Below are 26895 nucleotides of genomic sequence, written 5' to 3'. Positions count from 1 at the left end.
GCTCGCCGGTCCCCGGCTAGTGCAAGGCCGCCTTCAGGAAGGCGAGTTCCTGGGCGGCGATCTTCTCGTAAGTGCCGTTCGGGGTCATGTGGGTGACGCCCGGGAGGGCGAGGAGCCGGTGGGGGCGGCCCGCGTCGGTCAGGGCCCGGGAGAGCCGCAGGGTGTGCGAGGGGTGCACGTTGTCGTCGGCCAGGCCGGTGATCAGGAGGAGCGGGCGGGTCAGCGCGGGGGCGTCCGCGATCAGCGACTCCTGCTCGTACACCTCGGGGTTGTCCTGGGGCAGGCCGAGGTAGCGCTCCGTGTAGGCGGTGTCGTAGTGGCGGAAGTCGGTGGGCGGGGCGCCCGCCACCGCCGCGTGGAAGACGTCCGGGCGGCGCAGTACGGCCGCCGCGGCCAGGTAGCCGCCGTAGGACCAGCCCATGACCCCGACCCGGCCGAGGTCGAGCTCGGGGTGCCGCTCGCCGAGCGCCCGGAGGGCGGCCGCCTGGTCGTCCAGGGTGACCCGGGAGAAGTCCCGGTACATGGCGTGGGTGAAGGCGGGGGACACGTACGGGGTGCCCCGGTTGTCGACGGTGACCACGGCGAAGCCCTGGTCGGCCCACCACTGCCGGTGCTGCCATCGGCGCGGCTCCAGGCTCACGTCCTGGAAGCCGGGGCCGCCGTACCCCTGCACCAGCACCGGCAGCCGCTGCCCCGGCACATGGCCGCGGGGCAGCACCACCGCGGTGGGCAGGCCGTGTTCGGTGACCCGGGTCAGCCGGGGCACCACCCGGTACGGCAGCGGCTCGGAGAGGTCGGCGGGGGTGAACTCCCGTCCGTCGGCGGCGCGCACGGTCCTGCGGATCCCGTCCGGGCCGGCCGAGGTCAGCAGCAGCGCTCCGGCGGAGGCGGCCGCGGAGTGCACGCCGGGCCCGTCGGCGAGCGGGGTGAGGGTGCCGCTGTCCGGGTCGAGCAGGAGGACCTGCTGTTCGGCGGGTTCGCGCAGACCGGCCTCGACCAGCAGGGCGCCGCGGTGCTCCCCGGCCACCCGGCGGATCTGGACCTCGTCCCTGGTGAGCAGGACGCCGTCCAGCGCGAGCGCGCGGGCGGTGCCGTCCGGAGTGTCGGCGGCGGTGAGCATCCGGCCGTCGGAGAGGCGGGCCGGGGTGCCCGGCAGCGGGTCCACCCAGTGCGGGTGGGTGGTGCGGGACAGCTCACGGGTGGCGCCGGTGGCCGGGTCGGCGGAGAGCAGGAGGACGTTCTGCTGGAGCCGGTCCTGGACGGTCAGCAGGATCTCCTCCGCGCCCTCCCAGCCCGCGTCGGAGACGTAGGGGTAGGTGCGGGAGTCCCAGTCCAGGCGGACCCGGCGGCCGGCCGGGCCCATGACCCACAGCCCGACCGAGGCGTTCGGGCCGCCGGCCTCCGGGTAGGCGAAGTCCTCGGCGGGGAGTTCGGGGTGGGCCGGGTCGGCGAACCAGCGGCGCTGCAGTGCGGACTCGTCCACCCGTGCGGCGAGCAGGGCCTGCCCGTCGGGGGACCACCAGTGGCCGCGGGCCCGGCCCAGCTCCTCGGCGGCCGCGAACTCGGCCAGGCCCCAGCGGGCGCCGTCGTCGGGGCTGATCCGCCCGGTGGTCCACGGGGCGGCCGCGCCGGAGCCCGGTGCCGTGGTGCCCTCGCCCGGTGCCGTGGTGTCGCCACCCGGCTCTGTGGTGTCGCCGCCCGCCCGGGCGACGTACAGGGCGTCCTCGCTCACGTACGCGATCAGGCTGCCGTCGGTGTTCGGCCGCGGGTCCACGACCGGTCCCGCGGCCGGGATCTCCCGCGTTTTCCCGGTGCCGTCGCCCGGGGCCTCGTACAGCCGGCCGTAGAGCGCGAAGACGGCCCGCAGTCCGTCGCCGGAGAGGGCATACGTGCCTATGCCCGCGGCCACCAGCCGGATGCGTTCGCGGAGCCGGCGCTCGGCCACGGGCAGTTCGCCGGGTTCGGGGGAGAGCTCGCGCGGATCGGCGAGCAGCCTCTCGGCGCCGGTCGCGGTGTCGAGCACCCAGAGGGAGTCGTAGGGGTCGGTGGGTCCGGTGGAGCGGAGGAAGTAGAGCAGGCGGGCGTCGTCGCCGAAGGCGAAGGCGCGGGGGGCGCCGTAGGCGAACCGTCCGGTGCGGGCGGAGAGATCGAGAAACGCATCCTGACGTGAAGTGTGACATGTGAAATGTTATGCGACCAGCCTTCGGCCGTTCGGGTGGTGACGCTCCGCGCCCGGGCTTAGCGTCGTAATCGTGGACCGGAACGCGGACCGGAACGCCCCTGTGCCGTCCACCGAACCGGGTGGCGGCAAGGCCGAAGGGCGCGGGGACGGACTCGCCCTCTTCGTCATCGCCTCCTGCCAGTTGATGGTGGTGCTCGACATCACCATCGTGAACATCGCCCTGCCGCACATCCAGACGGCGCTGGACTTCTCCACCGAGAGCCTGTCCTGGGTGGTCAACGCCTACACCCTCACCTTCGGCGGCCTGCTGCTGCTCGGCGGCAGGGCGGGCGACATCCTCGGCCGGCGCCGCGTGTGGATCTTCGGCGTGCTGCTCTTCGGGCTGGCCTCGCTGCTCGGCGGATTCGCCCAGACCTCCGGTCAGCTGATGGCCGCACGGGCCCTGCAGGGCGCCGGTGCGGCGGTCGCCTCGCCGACCTCGCTGGCCCTGATCAGCACCACCTTCAGGGAAGGCCCGGAGCGCAACCGGGCCTTCGGCGTGTTCGCGGCCGTATCGGCCGGCGGGGGCGCGATCGGCCTGCTGGCGGGCGGCATGCTCGTCGAATGGCTCGACTGGCGCTGGGTGTTCTTCGTCAACGTCCCCATCGCGCTGACGATCGCCCTGATGGCGCCCCACGTCCTGAAGGAGTCCGAACGCCACCCCGGGCACTTCGACCTCGCCGGCGCGCTCACCGGCACCCTCGGAGTGGTGGCCCTGGTCTACGGGTTCATCCGGGCCGCCCAGGAGGGCTGGCGGGACCCGGGCACCCTCGTCTCCTTCGGCGCCGCGGTGGTCCTCCTCACCGGCTTCGTGCTGGTGGAGCGCCGCTCGCGGCAGCCCATCACCCCGCTGCACATGTTCGCCGACCGCAACCGCGCGGGGACGTACGGCATCATGCTCTTCCTCGCCTGCGCCCTGTTCGGCATGTTCTTCTTCCTGACCCTGTTCGTGCAGAACGTGCTCGGCTTCAGCCCGATCCAGGCGGGCCTGTCCTTCCTGCCGGTCAGCGTGATGGTCGCGGTGGTCGCGAACATCACCTCGAAGCTGCTGCCGAAGTTCGGCCCGAAGCCGTTCATGGTGGGCGGCGCGCTGAGCACCACCGTCGGGCTGGCCTGGCTGAGCCTCACCGACATCCACTCCACCTACCTGGGCAGCATCCTGGGGCCGATGCTTCTGTTCAGCGCAGGCATGGGCATGCAGTTCGTCTCGCTGACCCTGATGGCCCTGTCGAACGTCGCCGACCGGGAGTCGGGTGCGGCCTCCGGGCTGCTGAACACCACCCAGCAGGTGGGCGGCTCGCTGGGCCTGTCCATCCTGGTCACCGTGTTCGGTGCGGCCAGTACCAGCGAGGGGACGCGGCAGATGGCGGCCTTCCTGGCGGGCGCCACGCCGGTGCAGCGGGTGCTGTTCGAACGCACCGGGATGCTGCCGGATCCGTGGGGGGACCGGGTTCTGACGGCGGGAGTGTCCGCGGCGTTCACCGTGGCGGCCGCGTTCACGCTGGTCGGGGCGGCGATCGCGCTGTTCGTGATCCAGGTCCGGCCCTCCGACCTGGAGCGGCTGCAGGGGAACCATCACGGGTGACCGCGGCTGACTGCGGCTGACGCGAGTGGCCACGGCTGATTACTGCTGACTACGGGTGTGACTACGGGTGTGACTACGGGTGTGACTACGGGTGGCCGGGGCGTCCCGGCGCGCCGCGGGACTGCCCCGGCCACCCCTCACCGGGCGCCGACTCCCGGTGAGGGGTGACCGGGCGCCTGGGGGCCGGGTGGCGGGCACGGCCCGCACCGCCCGGCCCCACCCCCGTGCGCCCGGTGGACCTGTGGAAGTGGCGTCATCCTCGCAGGACGGCATGGCCCGGGTATTGGAAAAAACCGCCGCGCCGCAGGTCGGGCGGGCGCCGCTCCGGACCGGCGCCGCTCCGGACCGGCGCCGCTCCGGGCGGGCCGGCCTCGCGATCACAGCAGGACGCTGGTCACCCGTCCAGGGACCCGGTCCACCGGCCGTTCGCCCCCGCCCCGGTACGACAGGAACTGGCCCGGCGAGCAGCCGGTCATCTCCCGGAAGTCCCGGTGCAGGTGCGCCTGGTCGTAGAAGCCGCACGCCGACGCCGCCTCGGAGGCCCGGTGTCCGCGGGTCAGCATCCGCAGGGCCCGCTGCATCCGCAGCACGCGTGCGGCGGATTTGGGCGACAGTCCGATCTGCTCGCGGAACCGGTGCTCCAGGCGGCGGGCGCTCCAGCCGGCCCCGGCCGCGAGGTCGTCGAGGGGCACCAGACCGCCCGTACGCAGCAGCCGGCTCCACGCCCACACCACCTGCGGGGCGGCCGTCGGCCCGGTGGCGGCCCGCTCCAGCAGCACCGCGTCGAGCAGCTCGAACCGTTCGGCCCAGTGCGGAGCCCGGGCGAGCAGTGCCTCCAGCCGGCCGGCCTCGGCGCCCGGCAGATCGGCGAGCGGGACGACCCGGTCCCGGAGCTCGTGCATCGGGAGCCCGAAGACGGTGAAGGCCATCCACGGGGCGAAGTGGATCTCCACCCCGTGCAGCCGCCCTCCGTGCTCACCGACCGTCGCGTCGGTGCGCAGGCCGGTGAGCAGCGATTGGAAGGCCGTGCCGCCGCCGCCCGCGCCACCGCCGGCGCTCTTGGCCTCCGCTCCGGTCGCCTTGGATATCCGTACCGGCTCCGCGAAGTTGACGACCACGGTCGCGGTCCCGTTCGGGATCTCGATCCGGCGCTGCGGACGGTCCATCTCCACCCGGTAGCCGCGGTATCCGCGAACCCCCGGCCGCAGGGCCGGCGCGGGCGCGCTGGTGGTCAGCCGCCACGTCCCGTGCCCGGTGACCCCCCAGGACCGTCTCACGGCACTGTCTAGGAGGCGACGGGACGGATCCGGCACCGGGCCGGGCCGGTCACCCCCAGGGTGATCCCGGCCGCCACCGGGACCTCCTGGTCCACGGGTTCGAACTCGTACGTCCGGAGGATGATCGCCAGGGCGATCACCGACTCCAGCATCGAGAAGTGCTGCCCGATGCAGGCGCGCGGGCCCCCGCCGAACGGCAGCCAGGCGTACCGGGGCCGGCCGGCCTCCGCGTCCGGGCTGAACCGGTCCGGGTCGAACCGCTCGGGATCCGGCCAGTAGCGGGGGTGCCGGTGGGTGACCCAGGGCGCGATGATCACGTCCACCCCGGCGGGCACGGTGTACCCGTCGACCTGGGACGCGGCGACGGACCGGCGGCCGATCACAGGGGCCGCCGGATACAGCCGCATGGCCTCCTTCAGCACCTGCGTCAGGTACGGCAGCCGGTCCAGGTCCGCGGCCTCCGGGGTCCGTCCGCCCAGCGCCTTCGCGATCTCCTCCCGGGCCCGGTCCTGCACCTCGGGGTGGCGGGCGAGCAGGTGCAGGGCGAAGGCCAGCGAGGTCGCGGTGGTCTCGTGCCCGGCGAGCAGGAAGATGAGCACCTGGTCGCGGAGCTCGGTGTCGTCGAACGCTCCGTCCTCGCCGTCCTCACCGCCGCCGGCCGCCGCCAGCAGCGACAACAGGTCCTCGCCGTCGTCCCCGTCCCGGCGCCGGCGCTCGATGATCGAGTCGCACACGCCGTACAGCTCCCCTATCGCGGCGGCCGCCCGCTTGTTTCCCGGCGTGGGCCAGCCGCGGGGGATGCTCACGGGGGAGTACCCGCGCTTGAGCACGTAATCCGTGATGACCGGAAAGCACCGGTCCACGACGGGCACGGTGGCCTCGACGTCCGCCCCGAAGAGGATCCGCGCCACCGCGCGCAGGGCGAGCTCCATCATGGAGTCGGACACGTCCACCACCCCGCCGGGGGCTGTCTTCCAGCCGTCCAGGGCGGCTTGGGTCTCGGCGGCGATGGCGCCGGCGTACGAGTCCACCCGGCGCCGGGTGAACAGCGGCTGGACCAGCCGCCGCTGGCGCAGGTAGTCCTGGTCCTGGCTGGTCAGCAGGCCGTTCCCGAAGGACTCGCGCACCTCCTGGTAGAAGGTGTTTTCCTTGCGGAAGTTGGCCGCGTCCGAGGCCAGCACCTGCTGCGCCCCCTCGGCGGAGAACACGCAGTACAGCTCGACCCGCAGGCCGGGCGGCCCGGCGGTGATCCGAACTACGTCACCGAGCTCGCGCCGGGCCCGCAGATAGGTTCCGAGCGAGTCCTTGCGGAGGTCGAGCACCGACCCGAGCAGCGGCACGCCCGCCAGCCCGGGGACCTTCGCGCCGACGCCCTCTGTCACTGCCATCCCGGCCCCTTCCGCGGTATCGACACCGCGATTCTGCCGTCCGGTTGCCCTCGAGGGCGAGCCCCGACGCCCGTCAGGCGGCCGAATCCCGCCCTTGACGTTCGTGCAGCAGCAACGCGAGGACGGACACCCACAGCCCCAACCGCCCCGCGAGCGCCAACCCGACCACGCCGGCCCGACCGCGCCGGGCAGGCCGTCGAGCGGCCCCGGTCCTAACGGGGCGCGACGGCTGTGACGGGTTCCCCGAGGATCCGCCCCGCCAGTTCCACCGCCAGCGCCTCCGCATCGGATCGCAGCGCCGCCTCGGCGGCCGCGCGTTCGGCGGAGATCCGCTGCTGCCCCGCCGCCACGATGCCGGCTCGCTCCCGCAGCCCTTCGACGCGGGCCTCCTCCATCAGCCGCGCTCCCTCCTCGGCCAGGGAACGCCGGACGAGCGCCGCCTCGCGCCGCCCCTCGGCGATCACGCGCTCGCACATCTCCCGTACCGCACGGGCCTCCTCCCGCCGATCCAGCGCACAGCAGACAGCGACCTCGATCAGGTCCTGACGCGTCACCATGACCTGCCGGATGCGCTTCAGAGGTACCAGCATCAGCGCGTACACCAGCGCGAACAAGATCGCTCCGACAACGAGCTCGGTCCCGTCCGGGTTCAGCGGGCCTACCTCCAGCGGCAGCAGCTTCACCATCCGTCCTCCTACGGATCGTTCGGATCGACATGGACACGGGCAGGCACGTTCCTGGAGCGAAGTCCCCAATGACGCTTCTGCAATGGCCCGTTGGAGGATATGGGGGGCTTCGGCAGAGGGCGCGGGCGGCAACCAGTTCGGGCCCATGCTTCCCCTCCTCCGTGGCGGCGTACACGGGCCCACGGCCGCGGCACGATCTCTGCCACGGCCTGGCCTTTCCCCCTCAGCCTGCCCAGCCCTCCCTTCGTGGAGAACGGGGCCCGCGGGTGGTGCTGCGCGGTTATCCGGTGGTGCCGGCGCTGCCGGTGGAGGGCTTCGGCGGGGCGCTCGGCGAGGCCTTCGGCGGGGCGGTGGGCGTCGGCGGGGTGCTCGGCGAGGGCTTTGGCGGGGCGGTGACGGACGGCTTCGGGGCCGGGGTGGGGCTGGTGGACGGCTTGGTCGTGGGCTTCGCCGTGGTGCTGGGCGAGGGCTGCGGAGTGGGGGTGCAGCAGCAGTTGGCAGGGGTCGGTGCGGGAGTGGGGCTACCGGCGGTGGCGTTGGTGGCGAAGGAGAGGGTGGCCATCGCCAGGGCGGCTATCGAGGTCGCCAGGGCGGCCTTCGCGTAAAGGTTCTTCACTGTGTTCCTTCGGTTCGAGGCCCGGACGGGCCGTTTCACGTAATCGGAGAGCCCCGCCCTCCTTCGCGGGGAGCAGGGCCGTGCGGGTGGTGCTGTCGGTCCGGCGGCGGAGGAGAGGTGTTCTCGGGCCGTTGGTGAGGCCGGGCGCGAGGATGGTGACGCCGGCGGGGGCGGTCTTGCCGTTCACGGCTGTCCTCCCTGGTCGGTCGGAACTCGATCCGTGTGCGCTTGTCCTTGTAGGGACCGCTCTTCACGAAGACCGCGCATAGCGCACACTTTGCCCGGTAGGTTCCCGGAAGGCATGGCAATTCCGTGATCTTGGTCTTCTCTCTCCTGTCCCCTTCTTCACCGAACCGCTCCGCCCGGGAGCGCTGCGGTGGCGTGACGGGGATGAACCGCATCCTGGCCCTGCGGGGATGACCTTGAACAAGAGGACGCGGGTCCTGACCATGGCCGCACTGGCGCTCTGAGGGGGCGCGGCGGGGGCTAGCGGGTGCAGCCTCCGGGAGGGCAGGGGTTGTAGCAGCCGCCGGGAGGGCAGCCTCCCTTCCCGCCGGGGCGTTCGTCCCGGCGCGGCGCCGACGGCGGCTTCGGCTTCGCAGGCGGCGGCACGTACCGGCGCGTACGCTCCGGCTCCGGCTCGGGGTCCGGCTCGGGGTCCTGCTTGCGCTCGGGTTCCGGTTCGGGCTCGGGCTCGGGATCCGGCCTGGTGCTGGGGATGTTCACCTTGCTCTCGCCGCCGATGCGGTCGGGGCACCCGAACGCGTCGGCCAGTACGTACAGCCGCACCTTCAGACCGTCCTGCTGAACGAAGCACCCGCGCGTAAAGCTGTACCGGTCCACAACGAGGGCGGGCGTCGTGGCCATGTAGGCCGAGACGCCGTATCCGCTTGCCTCAAGCCTCGTCCATGTCTCCGGTGTGCTCTGGCCGATGAACTTCTCGGCGGCCACGGGGGCCGCGGACGGGCCGGCCGATGCCGATGCGGATGCGCCCGGCTTCGGGCCGGACTTGTCGGCATCGTCATCGTCCACGAGAGCCTTGCAGCCGGCGACCAGGCCGACGAGCAGGAGGAGAAGGACCAGGCAGCCGCATCGTGAGATGGGCATCCGGAAGCCCCCGCGGTCGGCGCGGCGCCGGTGCGGGGGCTTCCGGGGGTGTGGCTCAGGTCAGAAGGAGTTGCGGGAGACCTTCACGATCTTGCACTCGATCTTGTCGCCGGACTTCGCGTCATCGGCCACGCTGTAGCCGAGGCCGCCCGCCTTGTCGTCGGTGTACTTCTGGCCGGGGGCGAGGTTCTGCCCCGTCGACAAGATGTCGGCCTTCTTCGCGCCGTTGACGAGGATCTCGCCTTCGGCGAGGTACGTGAACCGGCGGTCGCCGCTGTTGGTGTACTCGACCTTGACGTCGAGTTCCTTGAGGCCGTAGTCGCCGGTCCTCACCTTGCAGGAGGTGACCTTCACGTCCTGGGTGATGTCGGGCTGGGAGACCTTCGAGTTGTCGCCGGCCTTGGCCGAGCCGGAGGGGGCGACCACGGCGGAGTCGTGGTTCTTGTCCAGCTCCTTGGAGACGTCGTCGGCGGCCTTGCCGACCAGGGCCGTGCAGCCGCCCACGAGGATCAGGCCGAGGACGGTGGGAATGCCGCAGCCGAGCGCGATCTTCTTGCCGGTGCTCATGCCCTGCTTCTGCGGGGGCATGGGGGGCTGGCCGTAGGGCTGCTGCGGGTAGCCGTAACCGGGCTGCTGGGGCGTCGACACGCGTGGAACTCCTGGGTATGTCATAGATGTGCGGCGCTCAGCTTAAACAGAATGTCAATCTGTGCCACCTGTGCATATCGAGCCGTAACCCAAGTTCAGCGGATGCTCCGCACGCAGTGGGCAGATGCGACAAAGCCCCACCGAAGTGGGGCCTGTGTCGCCGTCGCAACCAATGCGGGAGTGGCACTCCGGGGAGCAGGGTCGGCAGGCACGTCTGCGAATCTGCCCGACGCGTTGTCGGATGTCGGCCGAGGCGCCAGTGTCGATACGACCGGCAGCAGCAAGCAGCGGCCGGTCGGGTTCAGCTCCAGCCGCCGTGGCGGGGCTCCGCGTGATCGCCGAACAGTGGGCCGTACTCTTCCCCCTCCTGGTCGGTCACGACATAGTCCGGTTCGGTCTTCGAGGCGGCTGCCTGCAACCGGATGACGAGGTCGGTGACAGGCGCGATCCGCAGCGACAGGGCTTCGGCCACCTGGGCGGCCTCGCTGTCGATGTCCGGGTTGTGCTTGTCGCGGGTCCGCTCGAGGTGTTGAGCAGAGACCTGCATGACCTCCGCATCGCCACCGCCCGAGAACGAGAGGCAGTCCCGCCACTCCAGCTCGATGATGATCTCCAGCGCGTCCGCCAGGTCATCGGCGAGCAGCCCGCCTTCTCCTTCGGAGCTCGCGTACACCACCGGCCGGCGACCGTTCTGCTCGGCACACAGGAAGTACGCCCCACCGGCGGACTCTCCGGCGATCGCCTCCAGCGGTGCACCCGAGGCAAGCCTCAAGCCCTCGCCGTAGTGCTTCCTGTGGATGTCGAAGCCGAACGACGACCGCAGGAGCAGATCGATCTCCGGGGTGGTCCGGATCAGGTCGAGCAGATGATCACTTGAGGTCATGGGATGGACGGTAACGAGTGCCGCTGACACGTCAGTGCCACGGCGAACAGCGCGTCCGTGCGGTGGCGCGGCCCCGTGGATGGCGGACTCGGCATCCCCACCAGATGCCAGATGAGGCCCCGTCACTCTCTGGGAAGAGTTTCGGGGCCTCGTCCGGGTGCCTCGATGGCCGACGATCGTCAGTCAATCGTGCTTGGATCGCACGTTCCTTGTACAAGGTGACGGGACGTGCCGGCATGCGCCGAGAGGTGTTGGAAGTGTTTCCGCGGGTCAGGAGCCAGACTCGGGGAGTGTCGCCAAGTCCTGGTTGGTTCCTGTCTGTTCCGCTTCCTAGATATCGCGGAAGATTTCGATCTGGGCGCCGACCGAGTTGAGGCGTTCGGCGAGTTCCTCGTAGCCGCGGTTGATGACGTAGACGTTGCGGAGGACCGACGTGCCCTCGGCGGCCATCATGGCCAGGAGGACGACCACCGCCGGGCGGAGGGCCGGCGGGCACATCATCTCGGCCGCGCGCCAGCGGGTGGGGCCTTCGACCAGGACGCGGTGCGGGTCCAGGAGCTGGAGGCGGCCGCCGAGCCGGTTGAGGTCCGTGAGGTAGATGGCGCGGTTGTCGTAGACCCAGTCGTGGATGAGGGTTTTGCCCTGGGCGGTGGCCGCGATCGCCGCGAAGAACGGGACGTTGTCGATGTTCAGGCCCGGGAAGGGCATGGGGTGGATCTTGTCGATCGGCGCCTCGAGCTTGGAGGGGCGGACCGTCAGGTCGACCAGGCGGGTGCGGCCGTTGTCGGCCGTGTACTCCGCCGAGCGGTCGTGGTCCAGCCCCATCTCCTCCAGGACCGCGAGCTCGATCTCCATGAACTCGATCGGCACGCGGCGGATGGTCAGTTCGGATTCCGTGACCACCGCGGCGGCCAGGAGGCTCATGGCCTCGACCGGGTCCTCGGAGGGGGAGTAGTCGACGTCCACGTCGATGTTCGGGACGCCGTGCACGGTGAGGGTGGTGGTGCCGATGCCCTCGACCTTGACGCCCAGGGCCTCCAGGAAGAAGCACAGGTCCTGGACCATGTAGTTGGAGGAGGCGTTGCGGATGACCGTGACGCCGTCGTGGCGGGCCGCGGCGAGCAGGGCGTTCTCGGTGACCGTGTCCCCGCGCTCGGTCAGCACGATCGGGCGGTCGGGGCTGACGCCGGGCTCGACCTTGGCGTGGTAGATGCCCTCGGTCGCGGTGATGTCCAGGCCGAAGCGGCGCAGGGCGATCATGTGCGGCTCGATGGTGCGGGTACCGAGGTCGCAGCCGCCGGCGTAGGGCAGGCGGAACTGGTCCATCCGGTGGAGCAGGGGACCCAGGAACATGATGATGCTCCGGGTGCGGACGGCCGCCTCCGCGTCGATGGCGTCCATGTCGAGCTCGGCCGGCGGGACGAGTTCCAGGTCCACGCCGTCGTTGATCCAGCGGGTGCGGACGCCGATGGAGCCGAGGACCTCCAGCAGGCGGTAGACCTCCTCGATCCGGGCGACCCGGCGCAGGACCGTGCGGCCCTTGTTGAGGAGGCTGGCGCAGAGCAGGGCCACGCACGCGTTCTTGCTCGTCTTGACGTCGATGGCGCCGGAGAGGCGGCGGCCGCCGACGACCCTCAGGTGCATCGGGCCGGAGTAGCCGAGAGCGACGATCTCGCTGTCGAGCGCTTCGCCGATTCGGGCGATCATCTCAAGGCTGATGTTCTGGTTGCCGCGCTCGATCCGGTTCACGGCGCTCTGGCTGGTGCCGAGCGCCTCGGCGAGCTGGCTCTGGGTCCATCCCCGGTGTTGCCGGGCGTCACGGATGAGCCTGCCGATGCGTACGAGGTAGTCGTCTGCCATGGGTGCACCGTATCTCAGATATGAGATGGGGCTCCCCTGGGGTGTGGCAGACGGGTGTTACGCACCGTCAGCTCGTGTCCGTTGTGTCCGGGTCGCGCCGCGCTCCTCCTCGGTGCCCGGTCTGCCGGTCCCGTCCCGGGGTGAACAGGCCGCCCGGTTTCATCCGGGCCGCCCCGTCGGCCTGGTGGGTGGCGGGCTTGACCAGCAGGGTTGCGGGCTGCCGCTGTTCACGGGGGCGGGTTGGAGCCGGGTGTTCCCGCTGAACCTCCCGGGGTGGTTGCTCCGGATGGCGGAGGCGCTTTCCGCTCCTGCGGTGTGAGAGTGATGACATTCCGTCGGCGGTTCGCAGTGATCTGTGGACATCTGCCCCGTTCGGCGCCGTCGCGGCCCGGGAGTGGTAGCAGCCGGTGTGGTCGGCTCTGCCTTCGGGGGCGTCGTTACGGAGTTCGAAGAAGTCGCGTTCGGGTGCTTTCGCGAAGATGGCGACGTCCTGCGCGGAGATGTCCAAGCAGAACGGCCGTTCGATCGGCTTTCGGCGGGTGGCCCGGTGGAGCTCCAGGACGCCCTCGTACCTGCCTTCCTTGACCGACCAGCCGCGGGCGTTGAAGAGAAGGGTCGGTTGCTGGGGGCTGTGCTGGCCGACGACGAGTGGGGTGGGGTCGGCCAGCCGCTCGTAGTTGAGCCCGTTCGATGCGTGGTCGTACTTCCAGGCGCCGGACTCGTCCCAGAAGAAGCGCGGCGGCTTCACCGCCTGATCGCTCGGCCGCAGGTGCAGCGCCGCGTCGGTGATGATCTCGACGTCCTCGGTTCGGATGCGGCTGGAGACGGTCGGCTGGATGAAGAGGTGGACCTCTCCGCCAGGCCCCCGGGGCTCGAACCGCACCAGATGGGGCAGAGTGACGTCCACCTCGGGTTGCCGCCGCAGAGCGTTGAAGCTGTAAAGCGAGATGGCCAGCGCGACAACGCTGGTGAGTGTGGTGACCCACAGGTGGACGGCTTCGAAGCGCCCGCGGCGAGGCTGCTGCCCGTCAGAGCCCACAGCACGGTTCATGCCCCCCATGCTCGCCGCTGTGCGCCTGCGTGGACGCGTCGGAGTGCTCCATCGGTGCATCCCACCCCCTGCCCGAAAGGCCGAGCGCTGCGGCCGCCGCGCGCACCTCGTGCCCGAGAGCCGCGCCGGGGAGACTGCCTCGGCTGTCAACGCCCGGGCGCTGGGCGGGGCCTTCCGGGTGACGTCCGCGGGTCCGTCGCGCGCCGACCGATGGGCCGCGCGGGCGCCGCTCGACCGCAGCAGTGCTTCCCGTACGGCCAGTTGGTCCGGCCTCGGCCGGACCCGCCGCGGGCCGCCGGAGTCACGTCACCCGTTCCGGTCATGATGCCCGTCGGGTCACGTCCAGGGGCGCGTTCCCGCGTTGTTCCGTGCGACCCCGGCGTACGCCCTTCCGCCGCGGGTCTTGTCATGCCCCGGCATGTCCTGGCGGTGATGCCCGGTATGCCCGAACTCGATGCTGCGCAGAGGTGATGCCCGATGGTGCCCGAGATGAGATCGTCCCGTCGCCGGGCGGGACTGGCCGCCCGCTGCCGGGCGATCATCGAGGACCCCGCCTTCGGGCTGAGCGTCTTCGCGCTGATCCTGGTCAACGCCGCGGTCCTCGGCGTGGAGACGTACCGCGGGACCGTCCTCGCCTACGAGCAGGAGATCCGGGCCGTCGAACACGCCTGCCTGGCCCTGTTCGTGCTGGAGCTGCTGATCCGCGCCGGAGCCTGCGCGGACCGGCCGCGGGCGTTCTTCCGCGATCCCTGGCACCTCTTCGACCTGGCCGTCGTGCTCTCCTCGCTCCTCCCGCTGGTGTGGGACAACGCCACCGTCTTCCGGCTGCTGCGGCTGGCCCGGGTGCTGCGCACGGCCCGGTTCCTGCCGCAGCTCCGGATCCTGCTGATCGCGATGGGGCGCAGCCTGCCGGGGACCGTGAGCTTCCTGTTCGTCGGCGGGCTGGTGCTCTACGTCTACGCCATGATCGGCTGGATCTGTTTCGCCCGGGTCGATCCCGCCCACTACGGCTCCATCGGCCGGGCCGGCCTGACGCTCTTCCTGCTCACCACGATGGACGGGCTCACCGATGCCGTCCGGGCCGGGCTGGAGATCTCGCGGTTCAGCATCCTCTACTACGCGTCGTACGCCCTGCTGGCCTCCTTTCTGCTGGTCAACATGCTGATCGGGGTGGTCCTCGGCTCGCTGGACGAGGCGCGGGAGATGGAGAAGGCGGAGCAGGAGAAGCGGGCGAGTCCGAAGCAGCCGGGCCCGCCGCCGTCGCCGAAGACGTCGCCGTCGCCGTCGATGTCAGCGGACCCGCCGCCGCCCGCGGCGGCCGCCCCGGCTCTGGCGGACGCGGAGTCCCACGAGGTGCGCGAGCGCATCGCGAACGCCCGACGGGCACTGGACGAACTGGAGGCCAGCCTCGACCGGGCCCCACGGGTCCCGGCGGGCCGCACCTGATCCCGGGCGCCGGCCGGCGCCCGGCCTATGCCCCGCAGCAGGCGGCGTGCCGGCCGCCGTCGTGGACCGCCGCGTACGACGCGGGGCGGGGGCCGGACGCCGCGCGGGTCACGCGGGCCGCGGCCGCCCGGCCCGTGGTGGACCGTGCGTCGTGGACCACGCGCCCGCCGACCAGGGTGAGTTCGACGACCGTGTCGCTGATGTCCGGTACCGGGCAGCGGGTCACGTCCCGGTCCAGCAGCACCAGGTCGGCGGCCTTCCCCCGCTCCACCGTCCCGGTCAGCGCCTCCTGCCGCAGCTGCCACGCCGTGCCCGACGTGTGCATCCGCAGGGCCGACGTACGGCTCAGGCCCTCCAGCTCGCGGTAGAGCTCGCCGGAGCCGTGCGCGCCCTGGCGGTCTACGGCCGTCCGCAGCTGGTTCCACACCTGCAGGGCGTCCACCGGCCAGTCCGAGCCGCCGGACAGCCGGGCGCCGGCGTGCTCCAGGCTCCGTGCCGGGTACATCCACCGGTGCCGCCGCGGCCCGATGTACGGCAGCAGCGCCTCCATCGTCCAGGTGTCCTTCGCCGCCCACTGCAGCTGCATGCAGGCCGCGACGCCGAGGGCGGCGAAGCGCCGCAGGTCCGCCGGGTCCACGAGCTGCAGGTGGGCGACGGCATTGCGCGGGTCCCGCTGCCCGGTGGCCCGGCGGGCGTACGCGTACCCGTCCAGGGCGGTACGGACCGCCCGGTCGCCGAGCCCGTGCGCGTGCATCTGCCAGCCGGCCCGGTTGAAGGCGGCGGTGAGGCGTCCGTACTCCCCGGCCGTGGTGTACAGCTCGCCCCGGTTGCCGGTCGGCTTCCCGGTCGTCCCGTCCAGGTACGGTTCCAGCAGGGCCGCCGTCTGCGCCGGGTACTCGATGACCCCGTCCAGGAAGACCTTGATCATCCCGAACCGGAGCCCCGGCACGCCGCCGAACTCCCGGCGGAGGTCCCGCGCGTAGGCCAGGGAGCCCGCCGGGTCCCGGGTCTGCTCCACCTCCAGCCGGAGCGCGGGAACGATCCGCTGCGGCAGCTTCCCGGCCGCGGCGAGGTCCCGGTACAGCTCCAGTTCGTGCCGTCCGACCAGCGCGTCCATCATCGTGGTGAGGCCGGAGGCGGCCGCCTGCTCCAGCACCTTCGCGCAGGCCGCCACGAGCTCCGCCCGGGTCTGCTCCGGAACGTGCCGCTTGACCAGGCCCTGCGCATCGTCCTTGAGCACGCCCGTGGGCCGGCCGTCGGGCCCCTTGACGATCTTCCCGCCGGGCGGGTCGGGGGTGGCCGCGGTGATGCCCGCGGTGTCCAGGGCGCGCTGGTTGGCCCACAGGTTGTGGCCGTCGCCGCCGACGAGGATCACCGGGCGGCGGGTCGGCAGCGCGTCCAGCATGGAGTGGTGCGGGACGGTGCCGGTCGGCAGCAGCCCGACCGGGTTCCAGTCCTCCACGACCAGCCAGCCGTCCGGTTCGGCGCCCGCCCCGCCGGTGTCGGCGAGGAACCCGCGCAGGATCTCCTGGAGTTCGGGCAGGGTGGTCTCCGCGCCTTCCAGCGACGGGCGGAGCGAACGGTCGCCCGCCCCGAGCGGGTGGACGTGCCCGTCGTGGATCCCGCTCATCACCGTGTTGCCGCGTGCGTCGACCACCTCGGTGTCCCGCCCGACGTACCGGTGCAGGGCCCGGCCCCGGCCGGTGTCCAGCACGGTGCCGTCCCGGCCGACCGCGACCGCGTCGACCGGCGGGCCGCCGTGCGTACCCGTGAACACCCGGGCGTTGTGGATCACCAGGGCGGCGGAACCGCGCTTCGCGGGAGCGGGAGCTGCAGCGGCGGCGGCACCGGCCGCCGGGCCGCCGATCAGGCCGGCCGCACCTGCGGCACCGGCCGCGGCGAGCAGGCCCCTCCGGGACGGGCCGGAGGAGGACGTTGTGAACTTCATGAACCACTCCACGAGGACGAACGCGCACGTGAACGAGACCGTGAACGTGAACGTGACGGACACCGACCGCCGTTGGCCACCATCGACCGCCGCCGGCTGTGGCCAGGACGATCGGTGATTAACCCGTTAACCGGAACCCGCCCCCGGCAACGGAATCCGCACCCCGGGCACTGTTCCGCCCGCCCGGCAGCCCGCCCCCCCGACGTGATCCGCGGCCGTCTTCACCACGCCCCGCCCGCGCAGGGATCCGTACGATGGCCCCGTGCCCGCCGCCAGCCCGACCATCGCCGACATAGCGCGCGCCGCGGAGGTGTCCACGGCGACGGTGTCGCACGCCCTCAACGGCACCGGGCGGATCGGCGAGGCCACCCGCCGCCGGGTCCGGGCGGTCGCGACCGCCCTCGGGTACGGCGCACCGGCCGCCGGACCGCGTACCCGCACCCGCACCCTCGGCCTGGCCGTCACCACCTTCGCCGGCTCGGCCTGGAACTACGTCGCGGTCTCCTACTTCTCCCGATGGCTGACCGCCGCCACCGCCGCCGCGCACGCCCGCGGCTACGCCCTGACCACGCTCCCCGCCGACCGCGGCGCCGAAGCGCTGTGGCACAACCTGGCCGTGGACGGGATGCTCCTGCTGGACAGTCCGGACGGCGACCCCGTCCTGCGCGCCCTGCGCGCCCGCGGCATCCCGGTCGTCTTCGACGGCCGCCCCACCGCACCCCGCCCGGAGGACACCTGGGTGGACAACGACCACGCGGCGACCACCCGCGAGGTCCTTGACCACCTCGCCGCGGCCGGCGCGCAACGCATCGCCCTGCACGGCGGCTTCGGCGGCGAGTACTACACGCGGGCGGTGACGACGGCGTACGAACGCTGGTGCGAGGAGCACGCCCGCCCGCCGATCCCGGTCCGCTTCGACCCGCACGACGGGCCCGGCCACGCCTTCGACGAGCCGTTCGCCAGGGGCGCGGCCGACGCCGTCTACTCCCTCTACGACCCGGGCGGCCGCCAGGCCCTGGCCGCCGCCGCCCGCCACGGCCTGCGGGTCCCACAGGACCTCCTGATCGTCTGCGCGAGCGAGGACCCGGCGTACGGCACCGCCGAGCCCCCGGTGAGCACCGTCACCCTGCACCCGGAGCTGATCGCGGAGGCGGCGGTGGCGGCACTGGTCGGCCTGGTGGAGTCCCCGGCCCACCCCACCCCCGGCGGCCGCACTGTCCCGGCCGCCCTCCAGCCCCGCGCCTCCTCCGCCCCACGGACCACACCCTCCTGAAACGCCATGTTCCGGAGACCGAGCACCGTTAGCGTCGCCGGTATGACGATGACCACGCCCCCGGACAGCGGCCTGTCACGCGCACTGGACGCCCCTGGTGAGCCGCCGCTGCGGCCGCTGCCGCCCGCGGTGGCGGAACTCCTGCGTCGCCTGAGCGCCCCACCCCGTCTGGCGGCTCACCTGCGTGCCGTCCACGACGCGGCGGTCGACCTGGCCGACTGGCTGCAGGGCCGCCACCCGGGCCTCGCCGTCGACCGGGACGCCGTCCTCTTCGGCGCGGCGACCCACGACGTGGGCAAGACCCTGCACCCCGAGGAGCTCTCCGGCCCGGGCTCCGCCCACGAGGAAGCGGGCCGCCGCCTGCTGCTGAGTCACGGCTTCGCGCCGTCCCTGGCCCGCTTCGCCGCCACCCATGCGAGCTGGGACGACCCGGCCGCCACGGTCGAGGACCTCCTCGTGAGCATGGCCGACAAGGTGTGGAAGGACCAGCGCGTCCCCGGTCTCGAGGACCGTTTCGTCCGGGAGCTGGCCGACGCGACGGGCCGGGAGCCCTGGGAGGAGTACCTCGCGCTCGACGACCTGCTCACCCGCCTCGGGGCGGACGCTCCCCGCCGCCTGGCCTTTCAGGCGGCGTTCCCGGTCGAGACCTGAGCCGCCCCACCGCGCCCGCCCGGCGCCCGGGTCAGCCCGCCAGGAAGCGCCCGGTCGTCGCGGTGAAGGCCGGGGCGTCGTCCAACCACGGGAAGTGGCCGGCGCCGGGCTGGATGGCCAGCCGTGCCTGCGGGAACAGGCCGCTGAACTCGGTCATCACGGGCAGTGGGCTCTGGAGGTCGGAGTCGCCGGCCAGGACCAGGACCGGCCGGTCGAAGCGGGCGAGGGCGGCGCGCAGGGCGGCCGGGTCATAGGCCCCCTCGGATCCGAAGACGGCGCCGGCCTCGTGGTTCTTGTGGCCGTCGCTGTCGTCGGCGAGCCGCCGCGCCGCCTCGTCCCAGCGCCCGTGGAAGAAGGGGGTGGCGGCCGTCCAGTTCTCCGGGGTGGCCTCGCCCGCCACGATCGCCTCCAGGGCGGCGTACGCCTCCGGGAACCACGGCTCGTCCTTGCGGAGCCGGGCGGTCTCCAGGCGCAGCTCCCCGCTGATCTCGATGCCGGTGGCCATGACGCTCGGAGTGATCAGCGCGAGCCTGCCGACCCGCTCCGGCCGCCGCGCCGCGTACAGCACGGCGAGGTTCGCGCCCGCGCTGTGCGCGAGCAGGTCGATCCGTTCCAGGCCGAGGTGCAGGCGCAGTGCCTCCACGTCCTCGACCTGGCGGTCGCAGCGGTACGTGGCCGGGTCCGCGGGTATCGCCGACGCGCCGGTTCCGCGCGGGTCCAGCAGGATGAGGCGCCGGCCCGCGGACGCGGCCAGGCCGCCGAGGTCGCCGAGGTAGGCGGTGTCCCGCATCGGGCCGCCGGGCAGGCAGATCAGATCGGGGGCGGTCGCCGCTGCGGGGTCTCCGCAGACGTGGTAGGCGAGCTCGGTCCCGTCGTACGAGGTGAAAGTAGGCATGCGCGCGACGTTCGCAGCACTCGCGTGGGGGAGCAACCCGGTTTCCCCGCAGGTCAGCTGACGCATCGAAGCCGGAGTGGTCTCGGTGGGTGTCCGTGCGCCGGCCCGTACGGACCGTGCCGGCGGTCGGGCATGCACTCCGAGCGGATGCCGGGCTGCGGCTTCGCTCCGCCGCCCGCGCTTCCGCCGGCATGGTCCGTCCGGCGTGGTCCGTCCGGCGGGCCTTCCACGGGCGCGGCGGGCCGCGCGACCGGTTTCCGCGCAGGTCCGTGCATGACCTCGGCGCGGCCATGTACTAGAGTTATCTCGACATCGAGATATCTGCCGAAGGCGAACCGCAGCCGCCCCGCTGGTAAGGGTTACCTAACTTAGCCCTACCTTAGCGGATTGGCCAGAGTGCCACGCGGCAGGATGCGGTAGAACGCGCGAATTCATGCATGAAGGAGACTGTCGTGTCGGCGAACAGCTTCGACGCCCGTAGCACGCTGCAGGTGGGCGACGAGTCGTACGAGATCTTCCGGCTGGACAAGGTGGAGGGCTCCGCCCGTCTGCCCTACAGCCTGAAGGTGCTGCTGGAGAACCTGCTCCGCACGGAGGACGGCGCGAACATCACCGCCGACCACATCCGCGCACTGGGCGGCTGGGACTCCCAGGCCCAGCCCAGCCAGGAGATCCAGTTCACGCCCGCCCGCGTGATCATGCAGGACTTCACCGGTGTGCCCTGCGTCGTCGACCTGGCCACCATGCGCGAGGCCGTCAAGGCGCTCGGCGGCGACCCGTCGAAGATCAACCCGCTCGCCCCGGCCGAGCTGGTCATCGACCACTCCGTCATCGCCGACAAGTTCGGCACCAAGGACGCCTTCACGCAGAACGTGGAGCTGGAGTACGGCCGCAACAAGGAGCGCTACCAGTTCCTGCGCTGGGGCCAGACCGCCTTCGACGAGTTCAAGGTCGTCCCGCCCGGCACCGGCATCGTCCACCAGGTGAACATCGAGCACCTGGCCCGCACGGTCATGGTCCGCAACGGCGTGGCCTACCCCGACACCCTCGTCGGCACCGACTCCCACACCACCATGGTCAACGGCCTCGGCGTGCTGGGCTGGGGCGTCGGCGGCATCGAGGCCGAGGCCGCGATGCTCGGCCAGCCGGTCTCCATGCTGATCCCGCGCGTCGTCGGCTTCAAGCTGACCGGCGAGCTGCCCACCGGCACCACCGCCACCGACCTGGTGCTGACCATCACCGAGATGCTGCGCAAGCACGGTGTCGTCGGCAAGTTCGTCGAGTTCTACGGTGAGGGCGTCGCCGCCACCTCCCTCGCGAACCGCGCCACCATCGGCAACATGTCGCCCGAGTTCGGCTCCACCGCCGCGATCTTCCCGATCGACGGCGAGACCCTGAACTACCTCAAGCTCACCGGCCGCTCCGAGCAGCAGGTCGCGCTCGTCGAGGCGTACGCCAAGGAGCAGGGCCTGTGGCTGGACCCGGCCGCCGAGCCGGACTTCTCCGAGAAGCTGGAGCTCGACCTCTCCACGGTCGTCCCCTCCATCGCCGGCCCGAAGCGCCCGCAGGACCGCATCGTCCTGGCCAACGCCGCCGAGCAGTTCGCCCTGGACGTCCGCAACTACGTGGACGACGCCGACGAGGCCGGCCAGGAGTCCTTCCCGGCCTCCGACGCCCCGGCCCAGGCCAACGGCGTCCCGACCCGCCCGACCCAGGTCACCCTGGCCGACGGCACCTCCTTCGAGATCGACCACGGCGCCGTCACCGTCGCCGCGATCACCTCCTGCACCAACACCTCGAACCCCTACGTCATGGTCGCCGCGGCGCTCGTGGCCAAGAAGGCGGTCGAGAAGGGCCTGGCCCGCAAGCCGTGGGTCAAGACCACCCTGGCTCCGGGCTCGAAGGTCGTCACCGACTACTTCGACAAGGCGGGCCTGACCCCGTACCTCGACAAGATGGGCTTCAACCTCGTCGGGTACGGCTGCACCACCTGCATCGGCAACTCCGGTCCGCTGGACGAGGAGATCTCGAAGGCGATCAACGAGCACGACCTCGCGGTCACCTCGGTGCTCTCCGGCAACCGCAACTTCGAGGGCCGGATCAACCCCGACGTCAAGATGAACTACCTGGCCTCCCCGCCGCTGGTCGTCGCGTACGCCATCGCGGGCTCCATGAAGGTGGACATCACCAAGGACGCCATCGGCACCGACACCGAGGGCAACCCGGTCTTCCTCAAGGACATCTGGCCGTCGGAGTCCGAGGTCAACGACGTCGTCGCCAACGCCATCGGCGAGGACATGTTCAACAAGTCCTACCAGGACGTCTTCGCGGGCGACGCCCAGTGGCAGGCGCTGCCGATCCCGACCGGCAACACCTTCGAGTGGGACCCGCAGTCCACCTACGTGCGCAAGCCCCCGTACTTCGAGGGCATGACCATGGAGACCACCCCGGTCTCCGACATCGCCGGCGCCCGCGTGCTGGCGAAGCTGGGCGACTCGGTCACCACCGACCACATCTCCCCGGCCGGTGCGATCAAGGCCGACACCCCGGCCGGCCAGTACCTCACCGAGCACGGCGTCGAGCGCCGCGACTTCAACTCCTACGGTTCCCGCCGCGGCAACCACGAGGTCATGATCCGCGGTACGTTCGCCAACATCCGCCTGCGCAACCAGATCGCGCCGGGCACCGAGGGCGGCTTCACCCGCGACTTCACCGTCGAGGGCGCCCCGGTCTCCTTCATCTACGACGCCTCCCAGAACTACCAGGCCGCCGGCATCCCGCTGGTGATCCTGGCGGGCAAGGAGTACGGCTCCGGCTCCTCCCGCGACTGGGCCGCGAAGGGCACCGCGCTGCTCGGCGTGAAGGCCGTCATCGCCGAGTCCTACGAGCGCATCCACCGCTCGAACCTGATCGGCATGGGCGTGCTCCCGCTGCAGTTCCCGGAGGGCGCCTCGGCCGCCTCCCTGGGCCTGACCGGCGAGGAGACCTTCTCCTTCACCGGTGTGGAGGAGCTCAACGAGGGCACCACCCCGCGCACCGTCAAGGTGACCACCGACTCCGGTGTCGAGTTCGACGCGGTCGTCCGCATCGACACGCCCGGTGAGGCGGACTACTACCGCAACGGCGGCATCATGCAGTACGTGCTCCGGAACCTCATCCGCGGCTAAGCGGCGAAGCCCGCAGGGCAACACCAAAGGGCCGTATCCCCGTTAAGGGGGTACGGCCCTTCCGCTTTTCCCGCGGACGGTGCCAGATGACGGACAGGTCTCGACTCGGAAAAAGCACCGGCCAATTCTTGTGCCCGATCTTGCTGCCCCGAGCGGAAGTGGACTATACCTGTGCGCGTCCGGGCCACCGCGGACGAAGCGGCCCCGGGCCCTCCTTCACATTTCTGACGAAGGCGAGGACACAGCATGGGATCCACTGGTGAGGGCCTCGGACGCCGAGATCTGATCAAGCGCTCCGCAGCACTCGGGCTGATCACGGTGCCGACGATGAGCGTCCTGTCCGCCTGCGCCTCCGGTGGCGAGGAGACCACCAAGGGCCCGGACAAGGCGCCGGTGACCAAGGAGAACCCCTTCGGCGTGGCCAGAGGGGGCAAGCTGGAGGTCGTCGTCTTCAAGGGCGGTTTCGGCGACGACTACGCCAAGGCCTGGGAGCAGGCCTTCGACAAGAAGTGGGGCACCGCCAGCTCCCACCTGGGCACCCAGGAGATCACCGGGAAGCTCCAGACCCGCTTCAACGGCGGCAACCCGCCGGACGTGGTCGACAACTCCGGCGCGCAGAAGATCAAACTGGACGTGCTCTTCAAGGCCGGGCAGCTGGCCGACCTGACCGCGGTACTGGACGCGCCCTCGCTGGACGACCCGGCCAAGAAGGTCCGGGACACGCTGATCCCCGGCACCGTCGAACAGGGCACCCAGGGCGGCAAGTTCGTCGCGCTGAATTACGTCTACACCGTGTTCGGCTTCTGGTACTCGGGCAAGCTCTTCAAGGAGAAGGGCTGGACCCCGCCGAAGACCTGGGACGAGTTCCTCGCGGTCTGCACGAAGGCCAAGGAGGCCGGCATCGGCGGCCTGGCCCACCAGGGCAAGTTCCCGTACTACATCAACGTCGTGATCATGGACCTGATCGCCAAGAAGGGCGGTCTGGAGGCCATGAAGGCCATCGACAACCTGGAGCCGAACGCCTTCGAGGGCAATCCGGCTGCCCTCGCCGCCGTCGAGGCGATCTACGAGGTGGTGGAGAAGGGCCTGCTGATGCCCGGCACCAACGGCCTCACCCACACGGAGTCGCAGACCGCCTGGAACCAGTACAAGGCGGCCTTCATCCCCTCCGGCTCCTGGCTGGAGAACGAGCAGCTCAAGCAGACCCCGGCCGACTTCGACATGCAGTTCCTGCCGGTGCCGCCGCCGGCGGACAGCAAGCTGCCCTTCGAGGCCATCCGGGCCGGCGCCGGAGAGCCGTTCATCGTCCCGGAGAAGGCCGCCAACAAGGCCGGCGGCCTGGAGTTCATCCGTTCGATGCTGTCCCGCGAATGGTCGACCGTCTTCGCCCAGCAGGCGAACTCCCTCAGCGTGGTCAAGGACGGCGTGGACCCGGGCGTCAAGCTGCGCCCCGGCACCCAGTCGGCGGTGGCGGCCCTCAAGGCGGCCGGCGAGGGCACCTTCAACTACCTGTACACCGAGTGGTACAGCGAAATGGACACCGCGATCCAGGACGCGTCCAATGAGCTGATGGCCAAGCGCATCCAGCCCAAGGAGTGGATCAAGCGGTGCCAGGCCGCGGTGAACAAGGCGGCCCAGGACCCGAACGCCAAGAACAACCGCCGCAGCTGACCCGCGGGGCGACGGACACCGTGACGCAGGGAAGGACACCATGAGCCAGGTAGCCCGCAGCAAGGGACGGGCCGGATTCATCGCCGGCTTCCTCTTCGCGCCGCTCGCGCTGTACCTGACCTTCGTCATCTGGCCGTACGTACAGACGTTCGGCTACTCCTTCACCAACTGGTCGGGGCAGTCGCCCGTGTTCGACTTCGTCGGACTGGACAACTACTCCGCACTGATGAAGGACGAGGTCTTCCGCGGCGCCCTCTGGAACAACCTGCTGCTCCTGGTGTTCGTCCCGGTGGTCACCATCCTGCTCGCCCTGTTCTTCGCCTTCATGGTGAACGCGGGCGGGCGGGGCGGTGCCGGCGGGGTGCAGGGCGTCCGGGGATCAGGCTTCTACAAGATCGTCTACTTCTTCCCGCAGGTCCTTTCCCTCGCCATCCTCGCCGTGCTCTTCGGCGCCGTGTACCGCAGCGACCAGGGCGGCCTGCTCAACGGCTTCCTGATCCGCACCGGGCTGGTGGATGACCGGCACCCGGTCGAATGGCTCAACGAACCGGACCTCGTCCTCTGGTGCCTGCTGCTGGTGGTCATCTGGCACGGGGTCGGCTTCTACCTGGTCCTCTTCTCCGCCGCCATGCAGTCCATCCCCAGGGACATCTACGAAGCGGCGCTGCTCGACGGCGCGCGCCGCGGGCAGACCTTCTTCAAGGTCACCCTGCCCCTGCTGTGGGACTCCGTACAGACCTCCGCGGTCTACCTGGGCATCGCCGCGATGGACATGTTCGTCCTGGTCTCGACGATGACCTCGGGCCAGTTCGGCGGCGGCCCGGACCACCACAGCGAGGTCATGGCGACGGTGCTGATGCGGAACTTCCTGTACTTCGGCAAGAGCGGCTACGCCTGTGCCATGGGCGTGGTCATGCTCCTGCTGACCATGATCCTCTCGATCATCACGCTGCGCGCGACCCGCCGCGAGCGCATCGAGTTCTAGAGCGGTACGAGCGGTACGAGCGGTACGAGCGGCACGAGCGGTACGAGCCCACCGGGAGCGGGAGACACCATGACCACAGTGATCAAGGCCCCGGGCGAGGCGGCCGCCGGGCGCTCCGGCGGCTCCGCCGGCCCGCAGGAGCGGCGCGGGCGCGGCTCGGAGGGCGCGGTCCTCAACGTCTTCTCGCACGGCTTCCTGGCCCTGTGGGCGCTGCTGATCGTGCTGCCGCTGGTCTGGCTGGCGCTCGGGTCCTTCAAGACCGACGCCCAGATCGGCGGGTCGGCCCTCAGTTGGCCCTCGAACTGGAACTTCGACGCCTTCGGGCGGGCCTGGGACAAGGGCATCGGGGACTACTTCGCCAACACGCTGATCGTGATGGCGTTCTCCGTCCCGCTGACCATGCTGCTCGGCTCGATGGCGGCGTACGTACTGGCCCGCTACCCCTTCCCGGGGAACCGGTTCCTGTACTACTTCTTCGTCGGCGGGGCGATGTTCCCGGTGTTCCTGGCGCTGGTGCCGCTGTTCTTCATGGTCAAGCGCTTCGACATGCTGAACACCTACCAGGGCCTGATCCTGGTGTACGTCGCGTACTCGATGCCCTTCACCGTCTTCTTCATGCACTCGTTCTTCCGCACCCTGCCGACGGCGGTGCACGAGGCCGCGGTGATCGACGGGGCCTCGGACACCCGGATCTTCTTCCAGGTGATGCTGCCGATGGCCAAGCCCGGCCTGATCAGCGTCGGCATCTTCAACACCCTGGGTCAGTGGAACCAGTACATCCTGCCCACGGTGCTGATGCAGCCGCAGACCGGATCCGATCCCGAGCGGTACCTGCTCACCCAGGGCCTGATCCAGCTCCAGCAGCAGCAGGGGTACGCCACCGACCTGCCGGTCCTGTTCGCCGGCGTGACCATCGCGATGATCCCGATGCTGGTGGTCTACCTCTCCTTCCAGCGGCAGATCCAGTCCGGTCTGACCTCGGCCACCTTGAAGTAGGTCCTCAGGAGCCGTACAAGGGCAGCAGGCCGGTGGCGAGTCCGGCCGCGCCGAGGACGCCGGTCCCGGCCACGACCGCCGCACCCCACAGAGCCACCCGCCGGAACAGTCCGCTCCGGCCGGTACGGGCGATCAGGGCGCCCGCCGAGAGCGAGGCCGTGGCGCACGCCCAGAAGACCAGCATGGGCCGCGTCGCCACGTCGTTGTACGTCCAGAAGGCCGTGACGGGCGGCCCCAGCAGGGCGGCCACCATCAGCGGCGCCCACAGCGCCTCGGGTCCGCCGATCCGGCGGGCCGACAGGGCGGCCAGCGCCACCGACGGCAGCACGAAGAGCAGCGACAGCAGGAACGCGATCACCCCGATGAGGGGGATGAGGGTGATCACCACCGCCCCCTCCGCGGCGTAGTCGAGGGCGGCGCCGGGTGGATACCGCATCCACAGGGACAGGAGCACCACCACCAGGGTGAGCGCGACCTCCAGGTACCCCACCAGCACCGAGACCACCAGTACCCGGCCGTACGAACGCTTCTCGTCCACGGA

General features: G+C 71.2%; 21 protein-coding genes. 9 read left to right on the top strand and 12 right to left on the bottom strand.

Annotation, left to right across the window (positions count from 1 at the left end; translation table 11 throughout):
* Positions 1-16 precede the first annotated feature (16 nt).
* Positions 17-2023: an alpha/beta fold hydrolase gene (locus ACGFQ9_RS30745; RefSeq protein ID WP_393578312.1), complete on the bottom strand. Its 2007-nt coding sequence runs from the start codon at positions 2021-2023 to the stop codon at positions 17-19.
* Between the two features lie 259 nt (positions 2024-2282).
* On the opposite strand from ACGFQ9_RS30745, the gene ACGFQ9_RS30740 reads away from it, so the two are divergent.
* Entirely contained in the window at positions 2283-3806 is a 1524-nt protein-coding gene (locus ACGFQ9_RS30740) for an MFS transporter (RefSeq protein WP_393578459.1), read from the top strand.
* 377 nt (positions 3807-4183) lie between these two features.
* Here ACGFQ9_RS30740 and ACGFQ9_RS30735 read toward each other — a convergent pair whose 3' ends face one another.
* From ACGFQ9_RS30735 to ACGFQ9_RS30725, 3 genes are all read right to left on the bottom strand, one after another.
* On the bottom strand, positions 4184-5083 hold the full coding sequence (locus ACGFQ9_RS30735) for a helix-turn-helix domain-containing protein (protein ID WP_393578310.1): 900 nt from the start codon (positions 5081-5083) through the stop codon (positions 4184-4186).
* An 8-nt stretch (positions 5084-5091) separates the two neighbouring features.
* Complete coding sequence (locus ACGFQ9_RS30730; protein ID WP_393578308.1) at positions 5092-6471, bottom strand: cytochrome P450; 1380 nt, start codon at positions 6469-6471, stop codon at positions 5092-5094.
* Between the two features lie 212 nt (positions 6472-6683).
* Positions 6684-7157, bottom strand: a complete 474-nt coding sequence (locus tag ACGFQ9_RS30725) for a hypothetical protein (RefSeq protein ID WP_393578307.1) — start codon at positions 7155-7157, stop codon at positions 6684-6686.
* Positions 7158-7423: 266 nt separating this feature from the next.
* Between ACGFQ9_RS30725 and ACGFQ9_RS30720 the strand changes: the two genes are divergently transcribed.
* Entirely contained in the window at positions 7424-7762 is a 339-nt protein-coding gene (locus tag ACGFQ9_RS30720; RefSeq protein WP_393578305.1) for a hypothetical protein, read from the top strand.
* Between the two features lie 497 nt (positions 7763-8259).
* Here the strand turns inward: ACGFQ9_RS30720 and ACGFQ9_RS30715 are convergent, their stop codons facing one another.
* The 5 genes from ACGFQ9_RS30715 to ACGFQ9_RS30695 all read right to left on the bottom strand — a co-directional run bounded on the left by ACGFQ9_RS30715 (position 8260) and on the right by ACGFQ9_RS30695 (position 13322).
* Positions 8260-8880, bottom strand: a complete 621-nt coding sequence (locus ACGFQ9_RS30715) for a hypothetical protein (RefSeq protein WP_393578304.1) — start codon at positions 8878-8880, stop codon at positions 8260-8262.
* A gap of 60 nt (positions 8881-8940) precedes the next feature.
* Positions 8941-9528, bottom strand: coding sequence for a hypothetical protein (locus tag ACGFQ9_RS30710; RefSeq protein ID WP_393578303.1), 588 nt, complete (start codon positions 9526-9528; stop codon positions 8941-8943).
* 301 nt (positions 9529-9829) lie between these two features.
* A complete protein-coding gene (locus ACGFQ9_RS30705; protein WP_393578302.1) occupies positions 9830-10411 on the bottom strand; it encodes a hypothetical protein in 582 nt (193 codons plus the stop codon).
* 330 nt (positions 10412-10741) lie between these two features.
* Positions 10742-12271 (bottom strand): helix-turn-helix domain-containing protein, encoded by a 1530-nt coding sequence (locus ACGFQ9_RS30700; protein ID WP_393578301.1) that lies wholly within the window; start codon positions 12269-12271, stop codon positions 10742-10744.
* Positions 12272-12338: 67 nt separating this feature from the next.
* Positions 12339-13322: a hypothetical protein gene (locus ACGFQ9_RS30695; protein WP_393578300.1), complete on the bottom strand. Its 984-nt coding sequence runs from the start codon at positions 13320-13322 to the stop codon at positions 12339-12341.
* Positions 13323-13811: 489 nt separating this feature from the next.
* Between ACGFQ9_RS30695 and ACGFQ9_RS30690 the strand changes: the two genes are divergently transcribed.
* Positions 13812-14768, top strand: a complete 957-nt coding sequence (locus ACGFQ9_RS30690; RefSeq protein ID WP_393578299.1) for an ion transporter — start codon at positions 13812-13814, stop codon at positions 14766-14768.
* Positions 14769-14793: 25 nt separating this feature from the next.
* Here ACGFQ9_RS30690 and ACGFQ9_RS30685 read toward each other — a convergent pair whose 3' ends face one another.
* Positions 14794-16716, bottom strand: a complete 1923-nt coding sequence (locus ACGFQ9_RS30685; protein WP_393578298.1) for an amidohydrolase — start codon at positions 16714-16716, stop codon at positions 14794-14796.
* A gap of 262 nt (positions 16717-16978) precedes the next feature.
* Between ACGFQ9_RS30685 and ACGFQ9_RS30680 the strand changes: the two genes are divergently transcribed.
* Together ACGFQ9_RS30680 and ACGFQ9_RS30675 are read left to right on the top strand one after the other, a co-directional pair.
* Positions 16979-17989, top strand: coding sequence for a LacI family DNA-binding transcriptional regulator (locus tag ACGFQ9_RS30680; RefSeq protein ID WP_393578297.1), 1011 nt, complete (start codon positions 16979-16981; stop codon positions 17987-17989).
* A 48-nt stretch (positions 17990-18037) separates the two neighbouring features.
* Entirely contained in the window at positions 18038-18640 is a 603-nt protein-coding gene (locus tag ACGFQ9_RS30675) for an HD domain-containing protein (RefSeq protein WP_393578457.1), read from the top strand.
* A 31-nt stretch (positions 18641-18671) separates the two neighbouring features.
* Here ACGFQ9_RS30675 and ACGFQ9_RS30670 read toward each other — a convergent pair whose 3' ends face one another.
* Positions 18672-19535, bottom strand: coding sequence for an alpha/beta fold hydrolase (locus ACGFQ9_RS30670; RefSeq protein ID WP_393578295.1), 864 nt, complete (start codon positions 19533-19535; stop codon positions 18672-18674).
* A 452-nt stretch (positions 19536-19987) separates the two neighbouring features.
* Between ACGFQ9_RS30670 and acnA the strand changes: the two genes are divergently transcribed.
* The 4 genes from acnA to ACGFQ9_RS30650 all read left to right on the top strand — a co-directional run bounded on the left by acnA (position 19988) and on the right by ACGFQ9_RS30650 (position 26354).
* Complete coding sequence (acnA, locus tag ACGFQ9_RS30665) at positions 19988-22702, top strand: aconitate hydratase AcnA (RefSeq protein WP_393578294.1); 2715 nt, start codon at positions 19988-19990, stop codon at positions 22700-22702.
* Between the two features lie 246 nt (positions 22703-22948).
* Positions 22949-24373 (top strand): N-acetylglucosamine/diacetylchitobiose ABC transporter substrate-binding protein, encoded by a 1425-nt coding sequence (ngcE, locus tag ACGFQ9_RS30660; protein WP_393578293.1) that lies wholly within the window; start codon positions 22949-22951, stop codon positions 24371-24373.
* Positions 24374-24413: 40 nt separating this feature from the next.
* Positions 24414-25358: a carbohydrate ABC transporter permease gene (locus tag ACGFQ9_RS30655; protein ID WP_393578291.1), complete on the top strand. Its 945-nt coding sequence runs from the start codon at positions 24414-24416 to the stop codon at positions 25356-25358.
* A gap of 69 nt (positions 25359-25427) precedes the next feature.
* Positions 25428-26354, top strand: coding sequence for a carbohydrate ABC transporter permease (locus ACGFQ9_RS30650; RefSeq protein WP_393578289.1), 927 nt, complete (start codon positions 25428-25430; stop codon positions 26352-26354).
* A 4-nt stretch (positions 26355-26358) separates the two neighbouring features.
* On the opposite strand, the gene ACGFQ9_RS30645 is transcribed toward ACGFQ9_RS30650, so the two are convergent.
* Entirely contained in the window at positions 26359-26892 is a 534-nt protein-coding gene (locus ACGFQ9_RS30645; RefSeq protein ID WP_393578287.1) for a hypothetical protein, read from the bottom strand.
* Between the last annotated feature and the right edge of the window lie 3 nt (positions 26893-26895).

It is taken from the genome of Streptomyces sp. NPDC048603 (assembly GCF_043199475.1).
Classification (GTDB): Bacteria; Actinomycetota; Actinomycetes; order Streptomycetales; family Streptomycetaceae; genus Streptomyces.
The sequence above is the reverse complement of the archived record's forward strand: the minus strand, read 5'-3'. Positions and strand labels throughout refer to the sequence as shown.